General features: G+C 63.0%; 18 protein-coding genes and 1 tRNA gene. 8 read left to right on the top strand and 11 right to left on the bottom strand.

Features of this window, described 5'->3' with window-relative positions; translation table 11 throughout:
* The first annotated feature begins 258 nt into the window (after window positions 1–258).
* From secA to PBR20603_RS18250, 4 genes are all read left to right on the top strand, one after another.
* Complete coding sequence (gene secA / locus PBR20603_RS18235) at window positions 259–3057, top strand: preprotein translocase subunit SecA (protein WP_150560911.1); 2799 nt, start codon at window positions 259–261, stop codon at window positions 3055–3057.
* A gap of 161 nt (window positions 3058–3218) precedes the next feature.
* Window positions 3219–4448 (top strand): bifunctional glutamate N-acetyltransferase/amino-acid acetyltransferase ArgJ, encoded by a 1230-nt coding sequence (argJ, locus tag PBR20603_RS18240; RefSeq protein ID WP_150560912.1) that lies wholly within the window; start codon window positions 3219–3221, stop codon window positions 4446–4448.
* Window positions 4449–4669: 221 nt separating this feature from the next.
* The gene (locus PBR20603_RS18245; RefSeq protein ID WP_150560913.1) at window positions 4670–5551 is read left to right on the top strand and encodes an ATP-binding protein; all 882 of its coding nucleotides are present in this window, start codon (window positions 4670–4672) and stop codon (window positions 5549–5551) included.
* Between the two features lie 95 nt (window positions 5552–5646).
* Window positions 5647–6081 (top strand): NUDIX domain-containing protein, encoded by a 435-nt coding sequence (locus tag PBR20603_RS18250; protein ID WP_150560914.1) that lies wholly within the window; start codon window positions 5647–5649, stop codon window positions 6079–6081.
* Window positions 6082–6206: 125 nt separating this feature from the next.
* Here the strand turns inward: PBR20603_RS18250 and yacG are convergent, their stop codons facing one another.
* The 9 genes from yacG to PBR20603_RS18295 all read right to left on the bottom strand — a co-directional run bounded on the left by yacG (window position 6207) and on the right by PBR20603_RS18295 (window position 14012).
* On the bottom strand, window positions 6207–6401 hold the full coding sequence (gene yacG / locus PBR20603_RS18255; protein WP_150560915.1) for a DNA gyrase inhibitor YacG: 195 nt from the start codon (window positions 6399–6401) through the stop codon (window positions 6207–6209).
* Window positions 6402–6405: 4 nt separating this feature from the next.
* A complete protein-coding gene (gene zapD, locus PBR20603_RS18260) occupies window positions 6406–7161 on the bottom strand; it encodes a cell division protein ZapD (protein ID WP_150560916.1) in 756 nt (251 codons plus the stop codon).
* Between the two features lie 140 nt (window positions 7162–7301).
* Window positions 7302–7916 carry a dephospho-CoA kinase gene (gene coaE, locus PBR20603_RS18265; protein WP_150560917.1) on the bottom strand — a complete coding sequence of 205 codons (615 nt, stop codon included), beginning with the start codon at window positions 7914–7916 and terminating at the stop codon, window positions 7302–7304.
* The gene (locus PBR20603_RS18270; RefSeq protein WP_150560918.1) at window positions 7913–8770 is read right to left on the bottom strand and encodes a prepilin peptidase; all 858 of its coding nucleotides are present in this window, start codon (window positions 8768–8770) and stop codon (window positions 7913–7915) included. The genes coaE and PBR20603_RS18270 overlap by 4 nt, the downstream gene beginning before the upstream one ends.
* Complete coding sequence (locus PBR20603_RS18275) at window positions 8767–9996, bottom strand: type II secretion system F family protein (RefSeq protein WP_150560919.1); 1230 nt, start codon at window positions 9994–9996, stop codon at window positions 8767–8769. Before PBR20603_RS18275 ends, PBR20603_RS18270 begins: the two co-directional genes overlap by 4 nt.
* 117 nt (window positions 9997–10113) lie before the next feature.
* Window positions 10114–11325: a GspE/PulE family protein gene (locus PBR20603_RS18280; RefSeq protein ID WP_150560920.1), complete on the bottom strand. Its 1212-nt coding sequence runs from the start codon at window positions 11323–11325 to the stop codon at window positions 10114–10116.
* A 113-nt stretch (window positions 11326–11438) separates the two neighbouring features.
* Complete coding sequence (locus tag PBR20603_RS18285) at window positions 11439–12731, bottom strand: HlyC/CorC family transporter (protein ID WP_150560921.1); 1293 nt, start codon at window positions 12729–12731, stop codon at window positions 11439–11441.
* Window positions 12732–12983: 252 nt separating this feature from the next.
* Window positions 12984–13060 (bottom strand) — tRNA-Pro (locus PBR20603_RS18290).
* A gap of 22 nt (window positions 13061–13082) precedes the next feature.
* Window positions 13083–14012 carry a polyprenyl synthetase family protein gene (locus PBR20603_RS18295; RefSeq protein ID WP_246174832.1) on the bottom strand — a complete coding sequence of 310 codons (930 nt, stop codon included), beginning with the start codon at window positions 14010–14012 and terminating at the stop codon, window positions 13083–13085.
* A 327-nt stretch (window positions 14013–14339) separates the two neighbouring features.
* Here PBR20603_RS18295 and rplU point away from each other — a divergent pair, with 327 nt between their 5' ends.
* The 4 genes from rplU to proB all read left to right on the top strand — a co-directional run bounded on the left by rplU (window position 14340) and on the right by proB (window position 17529).
* Entirely contained in the window at window positions 14340–14651 is a 312-nt protein-coding gene (gene rplU / locus PBR20603_RS18300; protein ID WP_010803930.1) for a 50S ribosomal protein L21, read from the top strand.
* 28 nt (window positions 14652–14679) lie between these two features.
* Entirely contained in the window at window positions 14680–14940 is a 261-nt protein-coding gene (gene rpmA / locus PBR20603_RS18305) for a 50S ribosomal protein L27 (RefSeq protein ID WP_010803931.1), read from the top strand.
* A 151-nt stretch (window positions 14941–15091) separates the two neighbouring features.
* A complete protein-coding gene (gene cgtA / locus PBR20603_RS18310) occupies window positions 15092–16231 on the top strand; it encodes an Obg family GTPase CgtA (protein WP_150560923.1) in 1140 nt (379 codons plus the stop codon).
* 164 nt (window positions 16232–16395) lie between these two features.
* Window positions 16396–17529: a glutamate 5-kinase gene (proB, locus tag PBR20603_RS18315; RefSeq protein ID WP_150560924.1), complete on the top strand. Its 1134-nt coding sequence runs from the start codon at window positions 16396–16398 to the stop codon at window positions 17527–17529.
* 123 nt (window positions 17530–17652) lie between these two features.
* Here proB and PBR20603_RS18320 read toward each other — a convergent pair whose 3' ends face one another.
* Window positions 17653–18228: a CNP1-like family protein gene (locus PBR20603_RS18320; RefSeq protein ID WP_150560925.1), complete on the bottom strand. Its 576-nt coding sequence runs from the start codon at window positions 18226–18228 to the stop codon at window positions 17653–17655.
* A 143-nt stretch (window positions 18229–18371) separates the two neighbouring features.
* Window positions 18372–19022, bottom strand: a complete 651-nt coding sequence (locus tag PBR20603_RS18325) for an RNA pyrophosphohydrolase (protein WP_150560926.1) — start codon at window positions 19020–19022, stop codon at window positions 18372–18374.
* Window positions 19023–19210 lie beyond the last annotated feature (188 nt).

The raw sequence follows: 19210 nt of genomic DNA on the forward strand, positions 1-19210 counted from the left end.
CACCTCCGCCCGCCCCGCCAAATCACCGGATTGCCGGCATCGGGTACCGCCGGGACGTGCAACCGCAGCATGCTAGAATCCATTTTTCAGTACAGGTATCGAACCGGAGCGAGGCCCGAGTGCCAAACACCGGTGACCCGCAGCGCGCAGACGCATCGGGCGGTTCGCATTCCTGGGGCATGACCCCGGAGTGCGGGCTGCGTCCGTTGACAGGCTACGCGATTGCGAACGACATTTGCCGCCCTAACCAGTGATCCGATGATTCCCGGTCTTCTTAAAAAAGTATTTGGCAGCCGCAACCAGCGGCTCATCAAGCAGTACCAGAAAACCGTCACGGCGATTAACGCCCTCGAGCCGCAGATCGCCGAACTGAGCGACGAGCAACTGCGCGGCAAGACTGAGGAATTCAAGCAACGCATCGCCCAGGGGGCGACCGTGGATTCGTTGCTCGTCGAAGCCTTTGCAGTGTGCCGTGAAGCCGGCAAGCGCGTTCTCAAGATGCGCCACTTCGACGTCCAGTTGATCGGCGGCATGGTGCTGCACTTCGGCAAGATCGCCGAAATGCGCACGGGCGAAGGCAAGACGCTCGTGGCGACACTGCCTGCCTATCTGAACGCGCTGTCGGGCAAGGGCGTGCACGTGGTGACCGTCAACGATTACCTGGCGCAGCGCGATGCCGAGTGGATGGCGCGTCTGTACAACTTCCTGGGCCTGTCGGTGGGTATCAACCTGTCGCAGATGCCGCACGATCAGAAGCAGACGGCCTACGCGGCAGACATCACGTACGGCACGAACAACGAGTTCGGCTTCGACTATCTGCGCGACAACATGGTCTACGAGACCGAGCAGCGCGTGCAGCGCACGCTGAACTACGCGATCGTCGACGAAGTGGACTCGATCCTGATCGACGAAGCGCGCACGCCGCTCATCATCTCAGGCCAGGCCGAAGACCACACCGAACTGTATGTGAAGATGGATCGCCTGCCGGCGATGCTCGAGCGTCAGATTGGTGAAGAGAAGGCGGATGGCACGGGCGTCGAAGTGCCGGGCGACTACACGCTCGACGAGAAGGCGCGTCAGGTGTTCCTGACCGAGCGCGGTCACGAGAAGGCCGAGCAACTGCTCGCCGAGTGGGGCATGATCGCCGAGGGCGACAGCCTTTATGCGCCGCAGAACATCACGCTCATGCACCACGTGTATGCCGCGTTGCGCGCGCACACGCTGTTCCACAAGGACCAGCATTACGTGGTGCAGAACGACGAGATCGTTATCGTCGACGAATTCACCGGCCGTCTGATGGCTGGGCGCCGCTGGTCCGAAGGTCTGCATCAGGCGGTGGAAGCGAAGGAACGCGTCTCGATCCAGCACGAGAACCAGACGCTGGCCTCGATCACCTTCCAGAACTACTTCCGCATGTACGCCAAGCTCTCGGGCATGACGGGGACGGCGGATACGGAAGCGTTCGAATTCAACGAAATCTACCGTCTCGAAACGGTGGTGATCCCGACGAATCGAAACCCCAAGCGGATCGATCGCCAGGATCAGATCTATAAGACGGCCAAGGAGAAGTACGACGCCGTCATCAAGGACATTCGCGATTGCGTGGAGCGTGGCCAGCCGGTGCTGGTGGGTACGACGTCGATCGAGACGTCCGAGTACCTCTCGCAACTGCTCACGCGTGAAAAGCTGCCGCACCAGGTGCTTAACGCCAAGCAACACGAGCGCGAAGCCGAGATCGTGGCCCAGGCGGGCCGTCCCGGCGTGATCACCATTGCCACCAACATGGCCGGTCGCGGTACCGACATCGTGCTGGGCGGTAACGTCGAGAAGCAGTCGAGCTTCATCGAAGCGGATGCCAGCCTGGCGGACGCCGACAAGGAAGCCCGCATCAAGCAATTGCAGGACGAGTGGCAAGGTCTGCACGAGCAGGTGAAAGCCGCCGGCGGTCTGCACATCATCGGCACCGAGCGTCACGAATCGCGTCGTATCGACAACCAGTTGCGCGGCCGTTCGGGCCGTCAGGGCGATCCGGGTTCGTCGCGTTTCTATCTCTCGCTGGAAGATCCGCTGCTGCGCATTTTCGCGGGCGACCGCGTGCGCGCGATCATGGATCGTCTGAAGATGCCGGAAGGCGAAGCCATCGAAGCTGGCATCGTCACGCGCTCGATCGAGTCGGCGCAACGCAAGGTCGAAGCGCGAAACTTCGATGTGCGTAAGCAACTGCTGGAGTACGACGACGTTGCCAACGATCAGCGTAAGGTGATCTATCAGCAGCGTAACGAATTGCTCGAGGCGCAAGACGTTTCGGAAACCATCGCGGGCATGCGTCAGAGCGTGTTCGAAGATCTGGTGCGCACCTACGTGCCGGCCGGTACCGTCGAGGAGCAGTGGGACCTGAAGGGGTTGGAGACGACGCTGCGCGAAGAGTGGCAGCTCGACCTGCCGCTGCAGTCGCGTATCGAAGGCGCGGACGAGATCGACGACGAGGACATCCTCAAGGAAGTGATGGACGCGGCCGAGGCGTCCTACAACGCCAAGGTCGAACTGGTGGGACGCGAGTCGTTCTCCGGCTTCGAGCGCTCGGTCATGCTCCAGAGCGTGGACTCGAACTGGCGTGAGCATCTGGCGGCGCTGGATCACCTGCGTCAGGGCATCCATCTGCGCGGCTATGCGCAGAAGAATCCGAAGCAGGAGTACAAGCGCGAAGCATTCGAACTGTTTGCGCAGTTGCTCGAGACCATCAAACTGGAAGTCACGCGGGTCATCATGAACGTGCGTATCCAGTCGCAGGAAGAGCTTGAGCAGGCGACGGAGTCGCTCGACGACAGCGCGGGTGGGCTGGTCAACATCGAGTTCAAGCACGACGAACTCGAGACCGTGGGGGGCGACGGCGAGATCGATGAGGATGCCGGCCGCCCGGTGGTCGCTGCACTGGCCAAAGCGGCGAGCGCAGCCGCCGCGGCCGACGGCGAGTTGTTGCCGAAGGTGGGCCGCAACGATCCGTGCCCGTGCGGCAGTGGCAAGAAATTCAAGCACTGCCACGGCAAACTGTCTTAAGATGTGAACCGATCGACGCGGCGCCGACTCAAGCGGCGCCGCGTCGTTTGTAGCGCCGGTTTTTCAGCCGGCCGCACCGATCAACCGCCGCCCGGGCGGAGTGTCGTGCCGACATCGCCAGGGCGGGAGCTGCAACCCTTACCTCTCGCGGGCGAACCCTCATGGCCGTCAATTTCCCCTCGATCGAAGCCTCCCAACTGCGCGCCATTCCCGGCGTCGAACTGGGGTGGGCCGAAGCCAATATCCGTAAGCCGAACCGCAAGGATGTGCTGGTCATGCGACTGGCTGCCGGTAGCACGGTCTCCGGCGTTTTCACGACGAACCGTTTTTGCGCCGCGCCGGTGACGGTGTGCAAGGAGCATCTGGCCGCGCATGCGGGCATTCGCGCACTCGTCGTCAACACGGGTAACGCCAACGCCGGCACCGGCGAGCCGGGCATGGTGGCCACGCGTGCGACATGCACTGCACTTGCCGAGCTGCTGTCGATCGCACCGAACCAGATTCTGCCGTTCTCGACGGGCGTGATTCTCGAGCCGCTGCCGGTCGAGCGTCTGGTTGCCGGTCTGCCGCAGGCGATCGCCAACCTGGCGCCCGCGCACTGGTACGAGGCCGCCCAATCGATCATGACGACCGACACGCTGCCGAAGGCCGCGTCGCGCGAGATCGTGATCGACGGCAAGTCGATCGTCCTCACGGGTATCAGCAAGGGCGCCGGCATGATCAAGCCGAACATGGCGACCATGCTCGGCTTCGTCGGCACCAACGCACGCGTGGCGCAGCCGGTGCTCGACGCGCTCGTGAAGTACGTCGCGGATCGCTCGTTCAACGCTGTCACGATCGATGGCGATACGTCCACCAACGACTCCTTCATCGTCGTGGCCACGGGCCAGACCGACCTGCCGGAAATCGCCAGCACGGATACCGCAGCTTTTGCCGCATTCCGCGATGCTTTGCTCTCGATCTCGCAGGAGCTGGCGCAGCTCATCGTGCGCGACGGCGAAGGCGCGACTAAGTTCATCACAGTGAAGGTCGAGGGCGGGCGTGACGTGGCCGAGTGCCGTCAGATCGCCTATGCGATCGGCCATTCGCCGCTGGTGAAGACAGCGTTCTACGCGTCCGATCCGAATCTTGGCCGTATTCTGGCCGCGATCGGTTATGCCGGCGTGGACGACCTCGATGTCAGCAAGATCGACCTGTATCTGGACGACGTACTCGTCGCCCGCGCGGGGGGGCGCAATGCCGACTACCGTGAGGAAGACGGCCAGCGCGTGATGAAGCAAAGCGAGATCACGGTACGTGTGGTGCTCGGCCGTGGCGACGCCGCCACGACATTGTGGACGTGCGACCTTTCGCACGACTACGTGAGCATCAACGCGGATTACCGTTCCTGAGCCCTGACGCGACGGCCGTGCGCCTCCCACCCGGGGCGCACGGCCGTTGGGCGCAGAGGGCCGATGCCGGACCGGCACCGGCCACGCGCCGGTAGACGTGCCCGACGATGTCGGCACATCGCCGGCAGGTGGCAAAAGCACCGTGGCGCAAAGCGAAGGGAAACCACAACACCAAGAAGCATCGACACAAGCGCCCCTGAGCGGCGCGGGGATTTCGAAGCATGGACAAACTGGAGCAGTTCCTTACGCGCGCGGAAGGCGTGCTGGCCCGGCTGGAGGCGATGCTGCCCCCGGCCGCCCCCGAGATCGACTGGAACGCCGCCATGGCGTTTCGTTGGCGCAAGAAGCAGGGGCGTGGCTTCCTGCAACCGGTAGCGCACGTGTCCGAGATTACGCTGGACGATCTGCAGAACATCGAGCGCCAGAAGGGGCTCATCGAGCAGAACACGCGCCAGTTCGTTCGTGGTGAGCCTGCCAATAACGTGTTGCTGACCGGCGCACGTGGCACGGGCAAGTCGTCACTGATCAAGGCCTGCCTGAACCAATACGCCCCGGAAGGTCTGCGTCTGATTGAAGTCGACAAGGACGATCTGGTCGATCTGGGCGATATCGTCGACATGATTTCGCAGCGTCCCGAGCGGTTCGTGGTGTTTTGCGACGACCTGTCGTTTGAAGACGGCGAGTCGGGCTACAAGGCCCTGAAAGTCGCGCTCGACGGTTCGGTCGCCGCGCAGTCGGACAATGTGCTGATCTACGCCACGTCGAACCGCCGTCACCTGTTGCCCGAATACATGAAGGACAACGAGAGTTATCGCCACACCGAAGACGGTGAGATTCATCCGGGCGAGGTGATCGAGGAAAAGATCTCGCTGTCCGAGCGTTTCGGGCTGTGGGTGAGCTTCTATCCGTTCAAGCAGGACGACTACCTGACGATCGTCGGCCACTGGTTGCAGCACTTCGGTGTGCCGGGCGATCAGACGGAGAATGCGCGTCACGAGGCGCTGATCTGGGCGCTGGAGCGCGGTTCGCGTTCGGGCCGTGTGGCGTTTCAGTTTGCCCGCGACTGGGCGGGCAAGCAGCGTGGTGCGTCGCACGCATCGTAACGATCTGGCGAACGGGGTGCCGGGGCAGCAGGGCGGTGCCCCGTCCGTTCGTCCGTTCGTCCGATCAGGAAATTCCGCAGGCAATGTGCAGTCATATGACAGACTCGAAACGATTTGCGCCCGATGGGCGTCCCGTCACGGAAGTGGCTGTGGGTGTGATGGTGCGACCCGATGGCTCGGTGCTCCTCGGTCAACGTCCCGACGGTAAGCCGTACGCGGGCTACTGGGAATTCCCGGGTGGCAAGCTCGAAGCCGGCGAGTCGGTGGCTGCGGCGCTGGCGCGCGAACTGCACGAAGAACTCGGGGTGACGGTGGAGCGCTGTGCGCCGTGGCGCGTTCTCGAACACGATTACCCGCATGCCTATGTGCGTCTGCATTTCTGCAAGGTGACCGCGTGGCAGGGTGAGCCGCACGGCAAGGAAGGGCAGGCGCTGGCGTGGGAGCGTCCGCCGGTGAGCGTTGAGCCGCTGCTGCCTGCTGCGCTGCCACCGTTGACGTGGCTCGCCGAGGAGTTGGCTGCGAAGCTGTAGCGATGGCGTGGCGGCACCACCGGCGAGTCGGCGACGAGACGTCTCCGGAAATGAAAAAAGGCGCCCGCGGTGGGTGCCTTTTTCGTTGGTTCCGAGATGCCGCCACCCGCAGGGGGCTGTCCCGCTTAACGCTGTGTCGGATCGAGCGGCGCGTCCTGCGACGGATCGTCGGGCGATTCGGCGGGGATCGTGTACTTCTCCGCCGCCCAGGCGCCCATGTCGATCTGCTTGCAGCGCTCCGAGCAGAACGGGCGGAATTTGGCCTGAGGTCCCCAGACCACCTTCTTGCCGCAGGTCGGGCAGTGGATGACCGTCGTCATGATCTTACAGATTGCAGAGCGTTAGCAGGAACGGCACGTCACTGTCGACAGGACGCGGCTTCAGATCGCCGTCCTGTGTCGTGAAGCGCACCCACAGCATGTACTTGTTGGCGCTGGCTTCGGGAATGACGCGCAGATCGGCCGCAACCCGCACTTGCATGAGCTGGTAGACGCGGCCGGTCAGCATCTGCTGATAGCTGCCCTGCTGCGCCATCGCCTTGCTGGCGTGGCCAGACTCGCGGGCCAAGCCCAGCACGATGCCGATGGCATCGCGCAGCGGCAGCAGCGGACCGATCCATTTGTCAATGTCGTGACGGCGCTGTTCAGCGTCGTTGTGACGCCAAGCGTAATACGACGGCAGATCGAAGCGGCACGTGCCGCCCGGAATCACCGAGCGGCTGCGAATGCTTGCGAGCCATTCGTTGTCGTTCAGATGCTGGCCGGGTTTGCCCGGAATCTGGTTGAGGTTCGCGATCGCCAGTTCGACTTCGCCGATGAACTGCTCGAGCGCGTCGGAGGCGATATCGGGATTGCCGCGATAGGTGTGCAGCGTCTGACGCTGCCGGTCGAGTTCCTTGACCAGATCGTTCTTCAGGTCAGTGCGTCCGGCGATGTCGGCAATCTCGAACATCGTGATCAGCGCCGCATGGTGATCGAGCGGCTGATCCTGTCCGACGAAAAAGGCAAAGCGCCCGAACAGCTCTTCTAGCCGAAGCAGCGTGCGAATGCGTTCGTTGAGCGGATATTCGTACAGGATCAAGCGCGTTGGCCCAAAAGTTGGCGCTTTTCAGCGTAATGGCGACATTCTAATGCGGGAATCTGTCGGGGTGCAATGCGAGTGGGCGCTCAATCGAAGGCGGCGCGCAGGCGCGACGCACGAAACGCGACCGCCCACGCCGTTCAATCGCCTTCGGACTGCGCCGCGAGCTTCAGATAAGCGGCATGCAAACGGTCGACCTGCGGTGCCAGCGGCGCGTGTTGCATATCGTTGTCGATGACGTCGTCCGCGGCAGTGAGCCGCTGCGCACGCGTGGCCTGTCGCGCCATGATTGCCTGCACCTGCTCACGCGTGAAGCGGTTGCGGGCCATGACGCGTGCGATCTGTGTTTGCTCGGTGCAGTCGATAACGAGCACCCGCTGCACCCGCTCGCGCCACGTACCGGATTCCACCAGCAGGGGGACGACGAAAATCAGATACGGCCCCTGTGCCTCGGCGGCGGCACGCTCACACTCGGTGCGAATCAGCGGATGGGTGATTGCCTCCAAACGCGTTTTCGCTGCGTCGTCCGTGAAGACCGCTTCACGCATGCGCGCGCGATCGAGCGAGCCGTCCGGGGCAACAAAGGCGTCGCCGAACTCGCGCCGGATCGCGGGCATGGCGGCGCCGCCCGGTGCCGTAATGCTGTGTGCGATGGCGTCGGTGTCGATGATGGCGATGCCGTGGGCGGCGAACAGATTGGCGACGGTCGTCTTGCCGCTGCCGATGCCGCCGGTCAGGCCGATGGCGTAAGTCATGGAGTTCCTCCGATCCAGATCATGAGACCGTTGCCGCCGAACAGCGTGGCGATGCCTGCTGCTGCGAGAAATGCGCCGAACGGAAACATTTGGTCGCTGCGCAGGCGTCCGGCGATCCATGCGCCGCCCGCTACGACGATCGCTAGCAGGCAGGCGAGGGTCAGGATCTGCAATAACGCTGTCCAGCCGAACCACGCACCCAGCGCGGCATAGAGTTTGAAGTCGCCGAAGCCCATGCCTTCACGGCGACGCAACCACCAGTACACCCAATACAGCCCCCATAGACTCATGTAGCCTGCGGCGGCGCCGATAACGGCTGCAGGCAATGCGGCGAACCAGTGACCGAGGTTGCAGAGCAGCCCTACCCAGAGCAGGGGCAACGTCAGGATGTCCGGCAGGAGTTGTGTGTCGTAGTCGATGTAGGCGAGTGCGATCAGCGTCCAGACCAGCCCGAGTGCGCCGATACTCTGCCAGGTGGGGCCGAAGCGCCACCCGATGGCAATACTCAGCACACCGCTCAGGAGCGATAGCTGCCAGCGGCGCGACGGGGCAGTATTGAGTGAAGGGATGTTCAGCGCTGCGAGGGAGTCCGCCCGCGCCATCGCGGCAGACGGCAGGTCGGTCTGATGCGAGGGGGTGTGATGCGAGGGAGTGTGATGCAACAAGGGGCTCGTCGCGTTGACGGCCTGCATCTCTTCGAGCCACGCCTGTTCGACAGCGACCGGCACGCGTCGCACGACGACATCGAGGCCAAGTCCGGCCACGACACCCAACGCTGCGAACAGCAGCAGGCGCCAGTGAGGTTCCAGTTGCGCCAGCCAGTCGACAAGAAGCAGCTCTGCGTAACCGTTCATGCGACACCGTATCCGAGTTGGAACATCGGCAGGTACATGGCGAGCACCATGCCGCCAATCAGCAGGCCGAGAAACGTAATCATCATGGGTTCCAGCTTCGCGCAGGCACTGACCAGCGCATGCGAGGCCTCTTCGTCGAGCAGGCCGGCGGCCTGATTGAGCATGCGCCCGAGTGTACCCGATTCCTCCCCGATCACGGCCAGTTGCGCGATCACCAGTGGCCACTGTGCGTCAGCCTCGAGAGAGGTCGCGAGGCGCGCGCCGCGCGCGACGGCCCGATGCACGTCATGCGCTGCCTGCTGCATGACGAGGTTGCCGCAGGCGCTCGCCGCAGCGTCCATCGCATCGGGCAGCGCGATGCCTGCGTCCAGCAATGTGCCGAGGGTTCTGGCCCACCGTGCGGCGCTCATCATGCGGATGATCTGGCCGCCACCCGGCAGCCGCAATATCAGGCGATCCCGCAGCCGCCGTATTCGAGTGCTGCGGCGCAACGCTGCCGTGACCGCCAACCCCGACGCGCCAAAGCCGGCCAGCAGCCACGGCCCATGGGTCAGCGACGCGCGTGACATGTCGATGAGCCAGCGGGTGAGGGGCGGCAGCGGTACCCCGCCGCCTGCGGCGCTTGCGAACAGTCGCTCGAACTCCGGGATCACCCAATGCAACAGCGCGATCACGACGGTCACGGCAACGGCGAGCACGGTCAGTGGATACGCCAGCGCGCGCTGCAACTTCTCCCTCACGCTTCGCGTGTGATCGTACTGTGCGCTCAGGCCAGCCAGCGTCGGGCCAAGTCGCCCGCTCAATTCCCCTGCTGCGATCAACTGACAGTCGATGCTGGTGAATCGTCGGGTGGCCCGCGCCATGGCCTGCGCTAACGGATGCCCTTGGGCGACGTCCGATCCGACGGCGGAAGCCAGCCGCTTGAGTCCTCGCGTGTGGGTGCCGCGTGCAAGCACGTCAAGCGCGGCCGTGAGCGGCACGCTCGCACCCAGCAACGTCGCAAGACGCCGGACGAAGTCGGTGGCGTCTGCCGGCCCGACTCGCCCGGCCGCAGCATGTCTGCGGCCCGCCCGGATATGCGTGATGGTCAGGTGTTGGCCGCGAAGCATCAGGCGCGCGGCGGCCTCACCGGGAGCGATCACCGCTCCCCGGCGGCGCTGCCCATTGGCATCGAGACCCTGCCATTGCCAGCGGCGCAGCGGCTTCATCGATGGCTGGGATGGCATGGTTCGCTCCTCTGCGATACGGCGCCTGGCCGAGATCGGTGCATTCGCGTTGAAGGCGTGCGTAATGTGCGCGACGATGCCGGCGATGCGTCATTGCATGCGGACTGTGAACGTGCGTCAGGCGGGCGTTGTCGCATCGACATCCTCCTCACAGACGGTGCCTGCTGCAGCATGCCAGAGCCCCGCTTCGCGCAATGTCATGACGCCTTCGCTTCCGGCCTGCGCGGCCAACTCGTGCGGGCTGCGAGCCTGCGCGATGTTGATCGCCTGTGTCGCGCTGATCGGCATGACCTGAAAGGCGCCGATGCGCCCGGCAAAACCGGTGCCATGGCAGCGCATGCAGCGATGTTCTCCGGGCATTTCGCCTTCGGATGCGTCACCGGGTTCGCAGCCGGCCGGACATCGGCGCCGGAGCAATCGCTGCGCACTGATGACCAACAGCGTCGACGAAAGATTGAACGGTGCAACACCCAGGTCGAACAGACGGGCGAGGGTGCTGGGCGCGTCGTTCGCGTGAACGGTAGCAAAGACAAGGTGTCCGGTCTGCGCCGCCTGCACGGCGATCTCCGCAGTTTGCGCATCGCGGATTTCGCCGACGACAAGGACGTCCGGGTCCTGCCGCAGAAACGCGCGCAAGGCTGTCGCAAAGTCGAGTCCTGCGCGCTCGTTCAGATTGACCTGCGTGATGCCGGGCAAGCGGATTTCCACCGGGTCTTCGATAGTGACGATATTGCGCGACGTGTCGTTGAGCCGTCGCAGACAACTGTAGAGCGAGACGGTTTTGCCGCTTCCTGTCGGTCCGGTCAGCAGGATCATGCCGTGCGGCTGGGCAATTGCGCGGGCGAGCGCGAGGTACTGCTTCGGTGTGTACCCGAGACCTTCCAGCGAGAGCGGGACTTTCGCGCCGTCGAGCAAACGCACGACGAGCTTCTCGCCATGCAACGTTGGCAATGCGCTGACGCGGCACTCGACAGGTTCGCCCGCTTCGCGCCACACCATGCGCCCATCCTGCGGCAGACGCTTCTGAGCGATATCCAGGTTGGCGAGCACCTTGAGGCGCGAGATGAGCATGTCGCGCCAGGGCATGGGCACGTCGCAGTGTTCTTGCAGACGGCCATCGATACGCAGTCGAATACGAAAGCGTTGTGCCATCGGCTCGAAGTGCATATCGGACGCGCCCGCCCGAATGGCTTCGCTCAACATTTGCTCGAGGAACTGCAACGGTGTGGCAGCGTCGTGCTGCGCATGTGACCCGGTGGCGGCCGGGTCTGTCGCGCGGCTATCGGCCGGGGGCGCAACGTCTGCGGGTTCGGAGGCGTGAAATGGCATGACAGGGTTTGGCGAGGGCTGCGTGAAGCTTCAGTCTCGTCAAAACCCTGGAATGGCTCAATCGGAATTGCCCGAAAAATGGGGCGATGTTACGTGCAGTGAACTGCGCCGACTCAATCGTGCAACGACGATTGTGCCGTCGGCTTGAACAGGCGCACCATCTTGATCGCCTGATTGTCGATCTGCACGATTTCCATCCGGACGTTGCTGATTTCCAGACTGACCGCGGCTTCGGGGATTTCGCGCAGCACTTCGAGGATCAGGCCGTTGAGCGTCTTCGGCCCGTCGGTTGGCAGATGCAGTCCCAATCGGCGGTTCAGATCGCGCAGCCCCACGCCGCCGCTGACCAGGCAATCGTCGTTTGCCGTCCAGCCGGACCGGCTTCCGCCTGTGCCCGGCACGCTCGTCGTGAACTCACCGATGAGTTCTTCAATAATGTCCTCGGTGGTGACGAGTCCTTCGACTTCGCCGTATTCGTTCACAACCAGCCCCACGCGCCGGTGGTTCTCCTGGAAATACTGCAACTGACGCAACGCAGGCGTGTCGCTCGGAATGAAGTACGGGTCGACGAGCAACGCACGCAAGGTATCGACCGTGAGGCTGTCGGGGTGCCGCAGAGCGGCGAGCGTGCGACGCACCGGAAGAATGCCGACGACCCGATCGATGTCACCGTCATAGACCGGCAGCTTGTTGTGATAGCACGTCTCGAGTTGCGTGAGGATCGTGTCGAGCGGCGCCGAGATGTCGAGCGCTTCAATGCGCGCGCGCGGCACCATCACGTCGTCGATGGTGATGTTCTCGAGATCGAGCAGATTGAGCAGCACACTGCGCGGCTTGGTCGGCATGTAGTTGCCGGCTTCGAGCACGATGGTGCGCAACTCTTCCGTGGTCAGGCGAGCTTCGTTTGCTGCACGGCGCGTATCGATATGCAGCAAGCGCAGCATGCCACGCACGAAGCCGTTGAGCACCCACACGAGCGGCGTGGCGACCGTCACGATCGGTTTGAGCAGCGTGCTGGTCGGCAACGCGATGCGCTCGGGGTACGTTGCGCCGACGATCTTCGGGCCGATCTCGGCGAAGATGATGATGAGCAACGCAATGAGCGCGGTTGCGATCGACAGCGTGACGGCGTCGTTGCCGAAGTAGCGCACCGCAATCGACGTGGTGAGCACCGGTACGACCGTATTGATGACGTTGTTGCCGACGAGAATCGTCGAGAGCAGCGCTTCGGTCCGGGAGAGCAGACCCTGCGTCGCCTTGGCACCGTGGACGTTCATGCGTACCAGATGCTTAAGGCGATGGCGGTTGAGCGCCATCATGCTCGTTTCGGAAATGGAGAAGAATCCCGAGCAGATGATCAGAAGGGCGACGGCGCAAATCTGCGCCCATAAGGGCAAGGCTTCCAAGCGTTTTGGCGCGAATAGCGCGGGGGGTGGCAATGAGTTGCCACTATAGCAGAGGGGATATCGGCGTCCCCGTTCCGGGGTCGTCAGTGCATGGCGCATCAGGTCGAAGACGCGCACGGCAAGACATTCCAGGGATGGCGTCGAGGGGGACGTTGTGTGATCCGTATGGACAACAACGAATGCGACAGGCATAAAAAAACCGCCGGACATGTCCGGCGGTTTTTTTGCTTTGCTTGAGAGCAAAGTTAATCCTGGTCGGGGTGAGAGGATTCGAACCTCCGGCCTCTACGTCCCGAACGTAGCGCTCTACCAGGCTAAGCTACACCCCGCTTCGATACTGCTGCTTCACCCTTAAGTGCGTCGCGCTATCGAGTAAGAACACAATTCTAGCAGGCTATTTTTATAATGGGAAGAGGGAAGTGCAGAAATTGTTTGTGCTGCTGCATCGGCCTCTTCTTTTGCGCGTGCCAGCGTGTAGTCGAGTGCGCCTGTGCGCGTGATTGCCGCGAGGATCGGTTCGAACTTGTCGGTGCCGCCATTCTCGATGGCTTCACGCACAAGGGCGCGTTCTTCATTCGTGCCATGTTGCAGCACATGAATGAGCGGCAGCGTCGGTTTGCCTTCGCGCAGATCGTCGCCCGCGTTCTTGCCCATCGCGTCGGTGTCGCCTGCGTAGTCAAGCCAGTCGTCCATCAATTGGAACGCGGTGCCCAGACGCCCACCGTATTCACGCACGGCCGCTTCGGTCTGCGCGTCGGCATTGGCGAGCACCGCAGCGAGTTGCGTAGCGGCTTCGAACAGCGTGGCCGTCTTGTATTGGATGACTTGCAGATAGCGCGCTTCATCGACGTCGGGGTCGTGCATGTTCAGCAACTGCAGCACTTCGCCTTCGGCGATGACATTGGTCGCGCGCGCAAGGATCTGCATCACGCGCATGTTGTCCACGCTCACCATCATTTCGAAGGAGCGCGAGTACAGGAAGTCGCCGACCAGCACCGAGGCCGCATTGCCGAACAGCGCATTGGCGGTCTGCTTGCCGCGGCGCAGATCGGACTCGTCGACGACGTCGTCGTGAAGCAATGTCGACGTGTGGATGAATTCGATGACCGCGGCCAGTTCGAAACGGTGCGGCGAGGTCACGCCCAGCGCACCCGCCACGAGCAGCAGCAATGCCGGGCGCAGCCGTTTGCCGCCCGAATTGATGATGTACTCCGAGATCTGATTGATCAGGACCACCTCGGAGGCCAGCCGGTGGCGGATAAGCTGGTCGACGGCACGCATGTCGTCGGCGATGGCGGCCAGTACGTTCTGGGGAGAAGTCGAAGCAGTCAAGACAAGGCTCGGGTGAGGAAAAATTCGCCCCAAATTATATAGTGCGCGCGGTGACTTTCGGGGACCAGCCCCGCGTAATCGCGGGTTTCACGGAAGTCTTTGACTCAAAAGGAGAAAGTCTGTATAATCCCCGGTTTTCGTGCGCGCATTCGTTGCGCTAAGTCCGAAAATACTTCGGTATGACGGTCTGCGGCGGTGCGATTGGCCGGTAAGTCGAGTCCTTTCGGGACCCTCGGTCTGCACGGAAATTCTCTTGTTTATGAGTGAGGTTCAACAATGTACGCGGTCATAAAAACCGGCGGTAAGCAATATAAGGTTGCTGCTGGCGAAAAGCTCAAAGTAGAACAGATACCGGCTGACATTGGCGCTGAAATCACCATCGACCAGGTTCTCGCCGTTGGCGAGGGCGAATCGATTAAGTTCGGTGCGCCGTTGGTCAGTGGGGCTTCCGTCAAGGCTACCGTTATCGCCCAGGGTCGTCACCCCAAGGTGAAGATTTTCAAGATGCGCCGTCGCAAGCACTACCAAAAGCGTCAAGGCCATCGCCAAAACTACACCGAGCTGCGCATCGACAGCATCAACGGCTAATCGATCGAGCTAGGTAAGGAGTTAAGTCATGGCACACAAAAAAGCAGGCGGATCGTCCCGTAACGGCCGCGATTCTGAGTCGAAGCGCCTCGGCGTGAAGGTGTACGGCGGTCAGGCCATCCTGGCTGGCGGCATCATCGTTCGCCAACGCGGTACTCGTATGCATGCCGGCGAAAACGTCGGTATCGGTAAGGACCACACGCTGTTTGCACTGGCCGACGGCCACGTGCAATTCGCCGTCAAGGGCGCAGCGAAGAAGCAAGTGGTTAGCGTGGTGCCGGCAGCGTAAGCTAAGCCTTTTGCCACCAAAAGGCTCCGCTCCCATGCGGAGCCTTTTTTGTTTGTCCCGCCTGCGCGCAGCGAGCATCGCGCGCCCGGGCCGGATCATTGAATAGTATTTGGATCGTCTGCGGACGGTCGATTGAGCGGAACGAACCCACATGAAATTCATTGACGCAGCGCGCATCGAGGTGATCGCCGGGAATGGCGGCAATGGCTCGGCATCGATGCGCCGTGAGAAGTTCGTGCCGTTCGGTGGACCTGACGGCGGCGACGGCGGTCGCGGCGGCAGCGTGTTTGCCGTGGCGGATCGCAACATCAACACCCTGATCGATTACCGTTATTCGAAGAAGCATCTGGCGAAGAACGGTGAATCCGGTCGTGGCGCAGATTGCTACGGCAAAGGCGGCGAGGACATCTTCCTGCGCATGCCGGTCGGCACCATCATCAGCGACATGGAGACCGGCGAGACCATCGCCGATCTGACCGAGCATGGTCAGGAAGTCGTGCTCGCACAGGGCGGTGCAGGCGGTCTGGGCAACCTCCATTTCAAGTCGAGCACGAACCGCGCGCCCCGTCAGAAGACGGACGGCAAGCCCGGTGAGCGCCGCATGCTCCAGCTCGAGCTGAAAGTGCTCGCGGACGTCGGTCTGCTCGGCATGCCGAATGCGGGCAAGTCGACATTCATTGCATCGGTATCGAATGCGCGTCCGAAGATCGCGGATTACCCGTTCACGACGTTGCACCCGAACCTGGGTGTCGTGCGCACCGCGCCGGGCAAGAGCTTCGTGATCGCGGATATTCCGGGCCTGATCGAAGGCGCTGCGGAAGGTGCAGGACTGGGTCACCAGTTCTTGCGTCACTTGCAGCGCACCGGCTTGTTGCTCCATATCGTGGACATTGCCCCGTTCGACGAAGGCGTCGATCCGGTGGCTGACGCGCAGGCCATCGTTCTCGAACTCCAGAAGTACGACGAAGAACTGTTCCAGAAGCCGCGCTGGCTGGTGCTCAACAAGGTCGATATGGTGCCGGAAGCCGAGCGTGCCGAGCGCGTGGCCGACTTCAAGAAGCGCTTCGGCTGGAATGGCCCGACCTTCGAAATCTCTGCGCTGACGGGCGAAGGCTGCGAGAAGCTGTGCCTGGCGGTGCAGGAATATCTTTACCAGCAACGCGGTGCCGTCGAAGAAGCCCTTGAAGACGCCGCACTGGACCCGCGTTTTCGCGCAGGCAGTGCTGCGCCGGCCGAGCCGGCGGCCGATGCCGCACCACAAACGCCCCCGGACGACGCGCCAAAGGCGTAAACTTCACGTCACTCAAAGGCTGGCGCTGACGCGGAAAGTCGTGTCGCCGCCAGCGATCCGGCGGCTGTCGTCGTGTGAGGGAAGGGCGGTTCAACGTCGCTTCCCGCCTCCCGGCGACTGTCTCGGTCTGTCTTCCCAATACATCCGCAGGAGAATCCAGGTCCATGCGTTCGGTCATCGCCGATGCCAAGCGGCTTGTGGTGAAAGTGGGTTCCAGTCTCGTGACCAACGACGGTCGCGGTCTGGACGATGTCGCCATCGCGCGCTGGGCGCAACAGATCGCCGCGCTGCGGCACGGTGGCGACGGGCGTCCGCCAAAGCAGGTGGTACTCGTCAGTTCTGGCGCCATTGCCGAGGGAATGCAGCGTCTGGGCTGGGCAAGACGTCCCAAGGCCATCGACGAACTGCAGGCCGCTGCCGCCGTGGGCCAGATGGGACTTGCGCAGGTCTACGAGACTCGCTTCGCCGAGCATGGCGTGCGAACCGCACAGATTCTGCTGACGCACGCCGATCTGGCCGACCGCGAACGCTATCTGAATGCACGGACTACCTTGCTGACGTTGTTGCGTCTCGGTGTCGTGCCGATCATAAACGAGAACGACACGGTCGTTACCGACGAAATCAAGTTCGGCGACAACGACACGCTGGGCGCGCTCGTGACCAATTTGATCGATGGCGACGCGCTGGTCATCCTGACCGATCAATCGGGCCTGTACACGGCCGATCCCCGTAAGCATCCCGATGCCGAGTTCGTCCACGAGGCAGCGGCGGGGGACGAGCGTCTGGAGGCGATGGCGGGTGGCGCAGGAACCAACATCGGACGCGGTGGGATGCTGACCAAGATACTCGCGGCCAAGCGTGCGGCCACGAGCGGTGCGCATACCGTGATCGCGTCAGGGCGCGAAGCCGACGTGCTCGTGCGCCTGGCGGGCGGCGAGGCCATCGGGACGCAATTGGTGGCGCGTACGGCGGTGCTTACGGCCCGCAAGCAGTGGATGGCGGACCATCTGCAGGTGCGCGGTCGTGTCGTGATCGACGCGGGCGCGTGCAAGAAGCTGGTGGAAGAGGGCAAGAGCCTGTTGCCGATCGGTGTGATCGACGTCGAAGGCACGTTTGCGCGCGGTGAAGTGATCGCGTGTGTGGACGAAGCCGGTCATGAAGTCGCGCGCGGCCTGTCGAACTACAGTGCGTCGGAGGCGCGTCTGATTCGTCGTCACCCGAGCAGCGACATCGAGCAGGTGCTGGGCTTCGCGAACGAACCCGAGCTGATCCATCGCGATAATCTGATTCTGCGCTGAGCCGTAAGGCGAGGAGAGCTCCCTCGCGTCAGACGTCAAAAACGCCGGCACGCAATGCGTGGCCGGCGTTTTTTTTTCATGCGACCGGGGATGGCGGGGCCGGGCAAGGCTCGCCCGCCACACTCAACGATAGTTCGGCGAGGTCGTGGGGAAGCGCAGACCCTGGACGATGGCCTTGGCGTTGCCCAGTGGCGTCTTGTCTTGACAGAGATAGTCGCGATACAGAATGCCCTGATAGGCCGTTGCACCATACGGGCGGATCGGGCGCCATTCGCTGTTGCGCGCCGCGACCCATGTGCCGTCAGGACGGCCGGTGGCGTACAGGCGCGATTCGAACGACGAGCAATGAATACCTTCGAACGACACGTTACGCGCGCCTTGCTTGCTGCGGATCACGGCAACATAACGGACCACGCCGTCTTCCGTCACCTGCACGGACTTGGTGTCGATGGCGTAGTCGAGCGTGGCGTTCGGGTCGGTGGGAAAGCTCACCAGATCGGCGTCTTGCGGTGCCGAGGTCGGCAAGGCGTATTCCGCCTCCTTCCATTTGCCCTTGGCGGCTTCCTGCTGGGCGAGGTATTCGTCGAAGTCCTGGACAGGTTGCGACGGCATGTTGCTGCAGGCGGCGATCAGCGCCAGAGCGGCCAGAGGAGCCAGGGCGGCCAGGCGCGGGGCGCGGCGGGCAAAGAAAGGGCGCATGAGATGTGGATGAGAAGTCGGTTGGACGGCGGATGAACGAAAGCGGGGAATTCGCGCGGCATCCCGGAGGACACCAGGTCAAAAAAAGGGGCGCGGGCATGCAGCCCGCGACCGATGATGGGACAAGCCGGCCGCGGCCCGGTTCAGTGCTCCCGGGGCGGCATGCCCGAACTGGCGGTATCTGCCGCGTCGCCGGCATTGCCGCTGCAGGTGTCACGGTGGCATCCGTCGTCCTGCGCGTCCGTGCCGCCGGGCGGCATTTCCCCGATTCGAGCCCCGGCGCGCGGAAACCGCCGCCGATCCTGATGCGCACGTGCCGCCGAGCGCCGAAGATAGCGCGATAGCTCGTTCAGGGCGAGTTGATAGACCTCGCGCTTGAACTCGATGACCGCGTCGAGCGGCACCCAGTACTCGTTCCACCGCCAGGCGTCGAACTCGGGATGATCGGTGGCGCGCAGGCAGATGTCGCAATCGCGACCGACCATGCGCAGCAGGAACCAGATCTGTTTCTGGCCCCGGTAATGTCCGCGCACTTCGCGCTTGATGAATTTGTCCGGCACCTCATAACGCAGCCAGTCGCGTGTGCGACCGATGATTTTGACGTGTTCTGGCTTTAGCCCGGTTTCCTCGTGCAATTCTCGGAACATGGCCTGTTCAGGCGTTTCGCCGTACTTGATGCCGCCTTGCGGGAACTGCCAGGAGTGCTCGCCCAGCCGCTTGCCCCAGAACACTTCATTGCGTGCGTTTAAGAGGATGATGCCGACGTTCGGGCGAAAGCCTTCACGGTCAAGCATACAACCACCCTTGAATCCTTTAAAATTGCTTCGATTATAAACAGATAATCACCGGCGCGGCGGCCGGCGGCGGCTCGGGTGACCGGGGCGGCGCGTACGGCCGGCGGGTGTCTCGGGGGCGGCGACGACGTTCAGGCGCGCCCCCGCCTCGCTTCTGGCAACCGACCGAACCGCTGTGCGCGCCGTTG

The organism is Pandoraea bronchicola (assembly GCF_902459805.1).
In the GTDB taxonomy this organism is placed as follows: Bacteria; Pseudomonadota; Gammaproteobacteria; order Burkholderiales; family Burkholderiaceae; genus Pandoraea; species Pandoraea bronchicola.

What these genes read in the sequence shown, in the direction of transcription:
- secA (WP_150560911.1), top strand. Translation starts at nt 259, where the DNA reads ATGATTCCCGGTCTTCTTAAAAAAGTATTTGGCAGCCGCAACCAGCGG.
- argJ (WP_150560912.1), top strand. Translation starts at nt 3,219, where the DNA reads ATGGCCGTCAATTTCCCCTCGATCGAAGCCTCCCAACTGCGCGCCATT.
- PBR20603_RS18245 (WP_150560913.1), top strand. Translation starts at nt 4,670, where the DNA reads ATGGACAAACTGGAGCAGTTCCTTACGCGCGCGGAAGGCGTGCTGGCC.
- PBR20603_RS18250 (WP_150560914.1), top strand. Translation starts at nt 5,647, where the DNA reads ATGACAGACTCGAAACGATTTGCGCCCGATGGGCGTCCCGTCACGGAA.
- yacG (WP_150560915.1), bottom strand. Translation starts at nt 6,401, where the DNA reads ATGACGACGGTCATCCACTGCCCGACCTGCGGCAAGAAGGTGGTCTGG.
- coaE (WP_150560917.1), bottom strand. Translation starts at nt 7,916, where the DNA reads ATGACTTACGCCATCGGCCTGACCGGCGGCATCGGCAGCGGCAAGACG.
- PBR20603_RS18270 (WP_150560918.1), bottom strand. Translation starts at nt 8,770, where the DNA reads ATGAACGGTTACGCAGAGCTGCTTCTTGTCGACTGGCTGGCGCAACTG.
- PBR20603_RS18275 (WP_150560919.1), bottom strand. Translation starts at nt 9,996, where the DNA reads ATGCCATCCCAGCCATCGATGAAGCCGCTGCGCCGCTGGCAATGGCAG.
- PBR20603_RS18280 (WP_150560920.1), bottom strand. Translation starts at nt 11,325, where the DNA reads ATGCCATTTCACGCCTCCGAACCCGCAGACGTTGCGCCCCCGGCCGAT.
- PBR20603_RS18295 (WP_246174832.1), bottom strand. Translation starts at nt 14,012, where the DNA reads ATGCGTGCCGTCGACCAGCTTATCCGCCACCGGCTGGCCTCCGAGGTG.
- rplU (WP_010803930.1), top strand. Translation starts at nt 14,340, where the DNA reads ATGTACGCGGTCATAAAAACCGGCGGTAAGCAATATAAGGTTGCTGCT.
- rpmA (WP_010803931.1), top strand. Translation starts at nt 14,680, where the DNA reads ATGGCACACAAAAAAGCAGGCGGATCGTCCCGTAACGGCCGCGATTCT.
- cgtA (WP_150560923.1), top strand. Translation starts at nt 15,092, where the DNA reads ATGAAATTCATTGACGCAGCGCGCATCGAGGTGATCGCCGGGAATGGC.
- proB (WP_150560924.1), top strand. Translation starts at nt 16,396, where the DNA reads ATGCGTTCGGTCATCGCCGATGCCAAGCGGCTTGTGGTGAAAGTGGGT.
- PBR20603_RS18320 (WP_150560925.1), bottom strand. Translation starts at nt 18,228, where the DNA reads ATGCGCCCTTTCTTTGCCCGCCGCGCCCCGCGCCTGGCCGCCCTGGCT.
- PBR20603_RS18325 (WP_150560926.1), bottom strand. Translation starts at nt 19,022, where the DNA reads ATGCTTGACCGTGAAGGCTTTCGCCCGAACGTCGGCATCATCCTCTTA.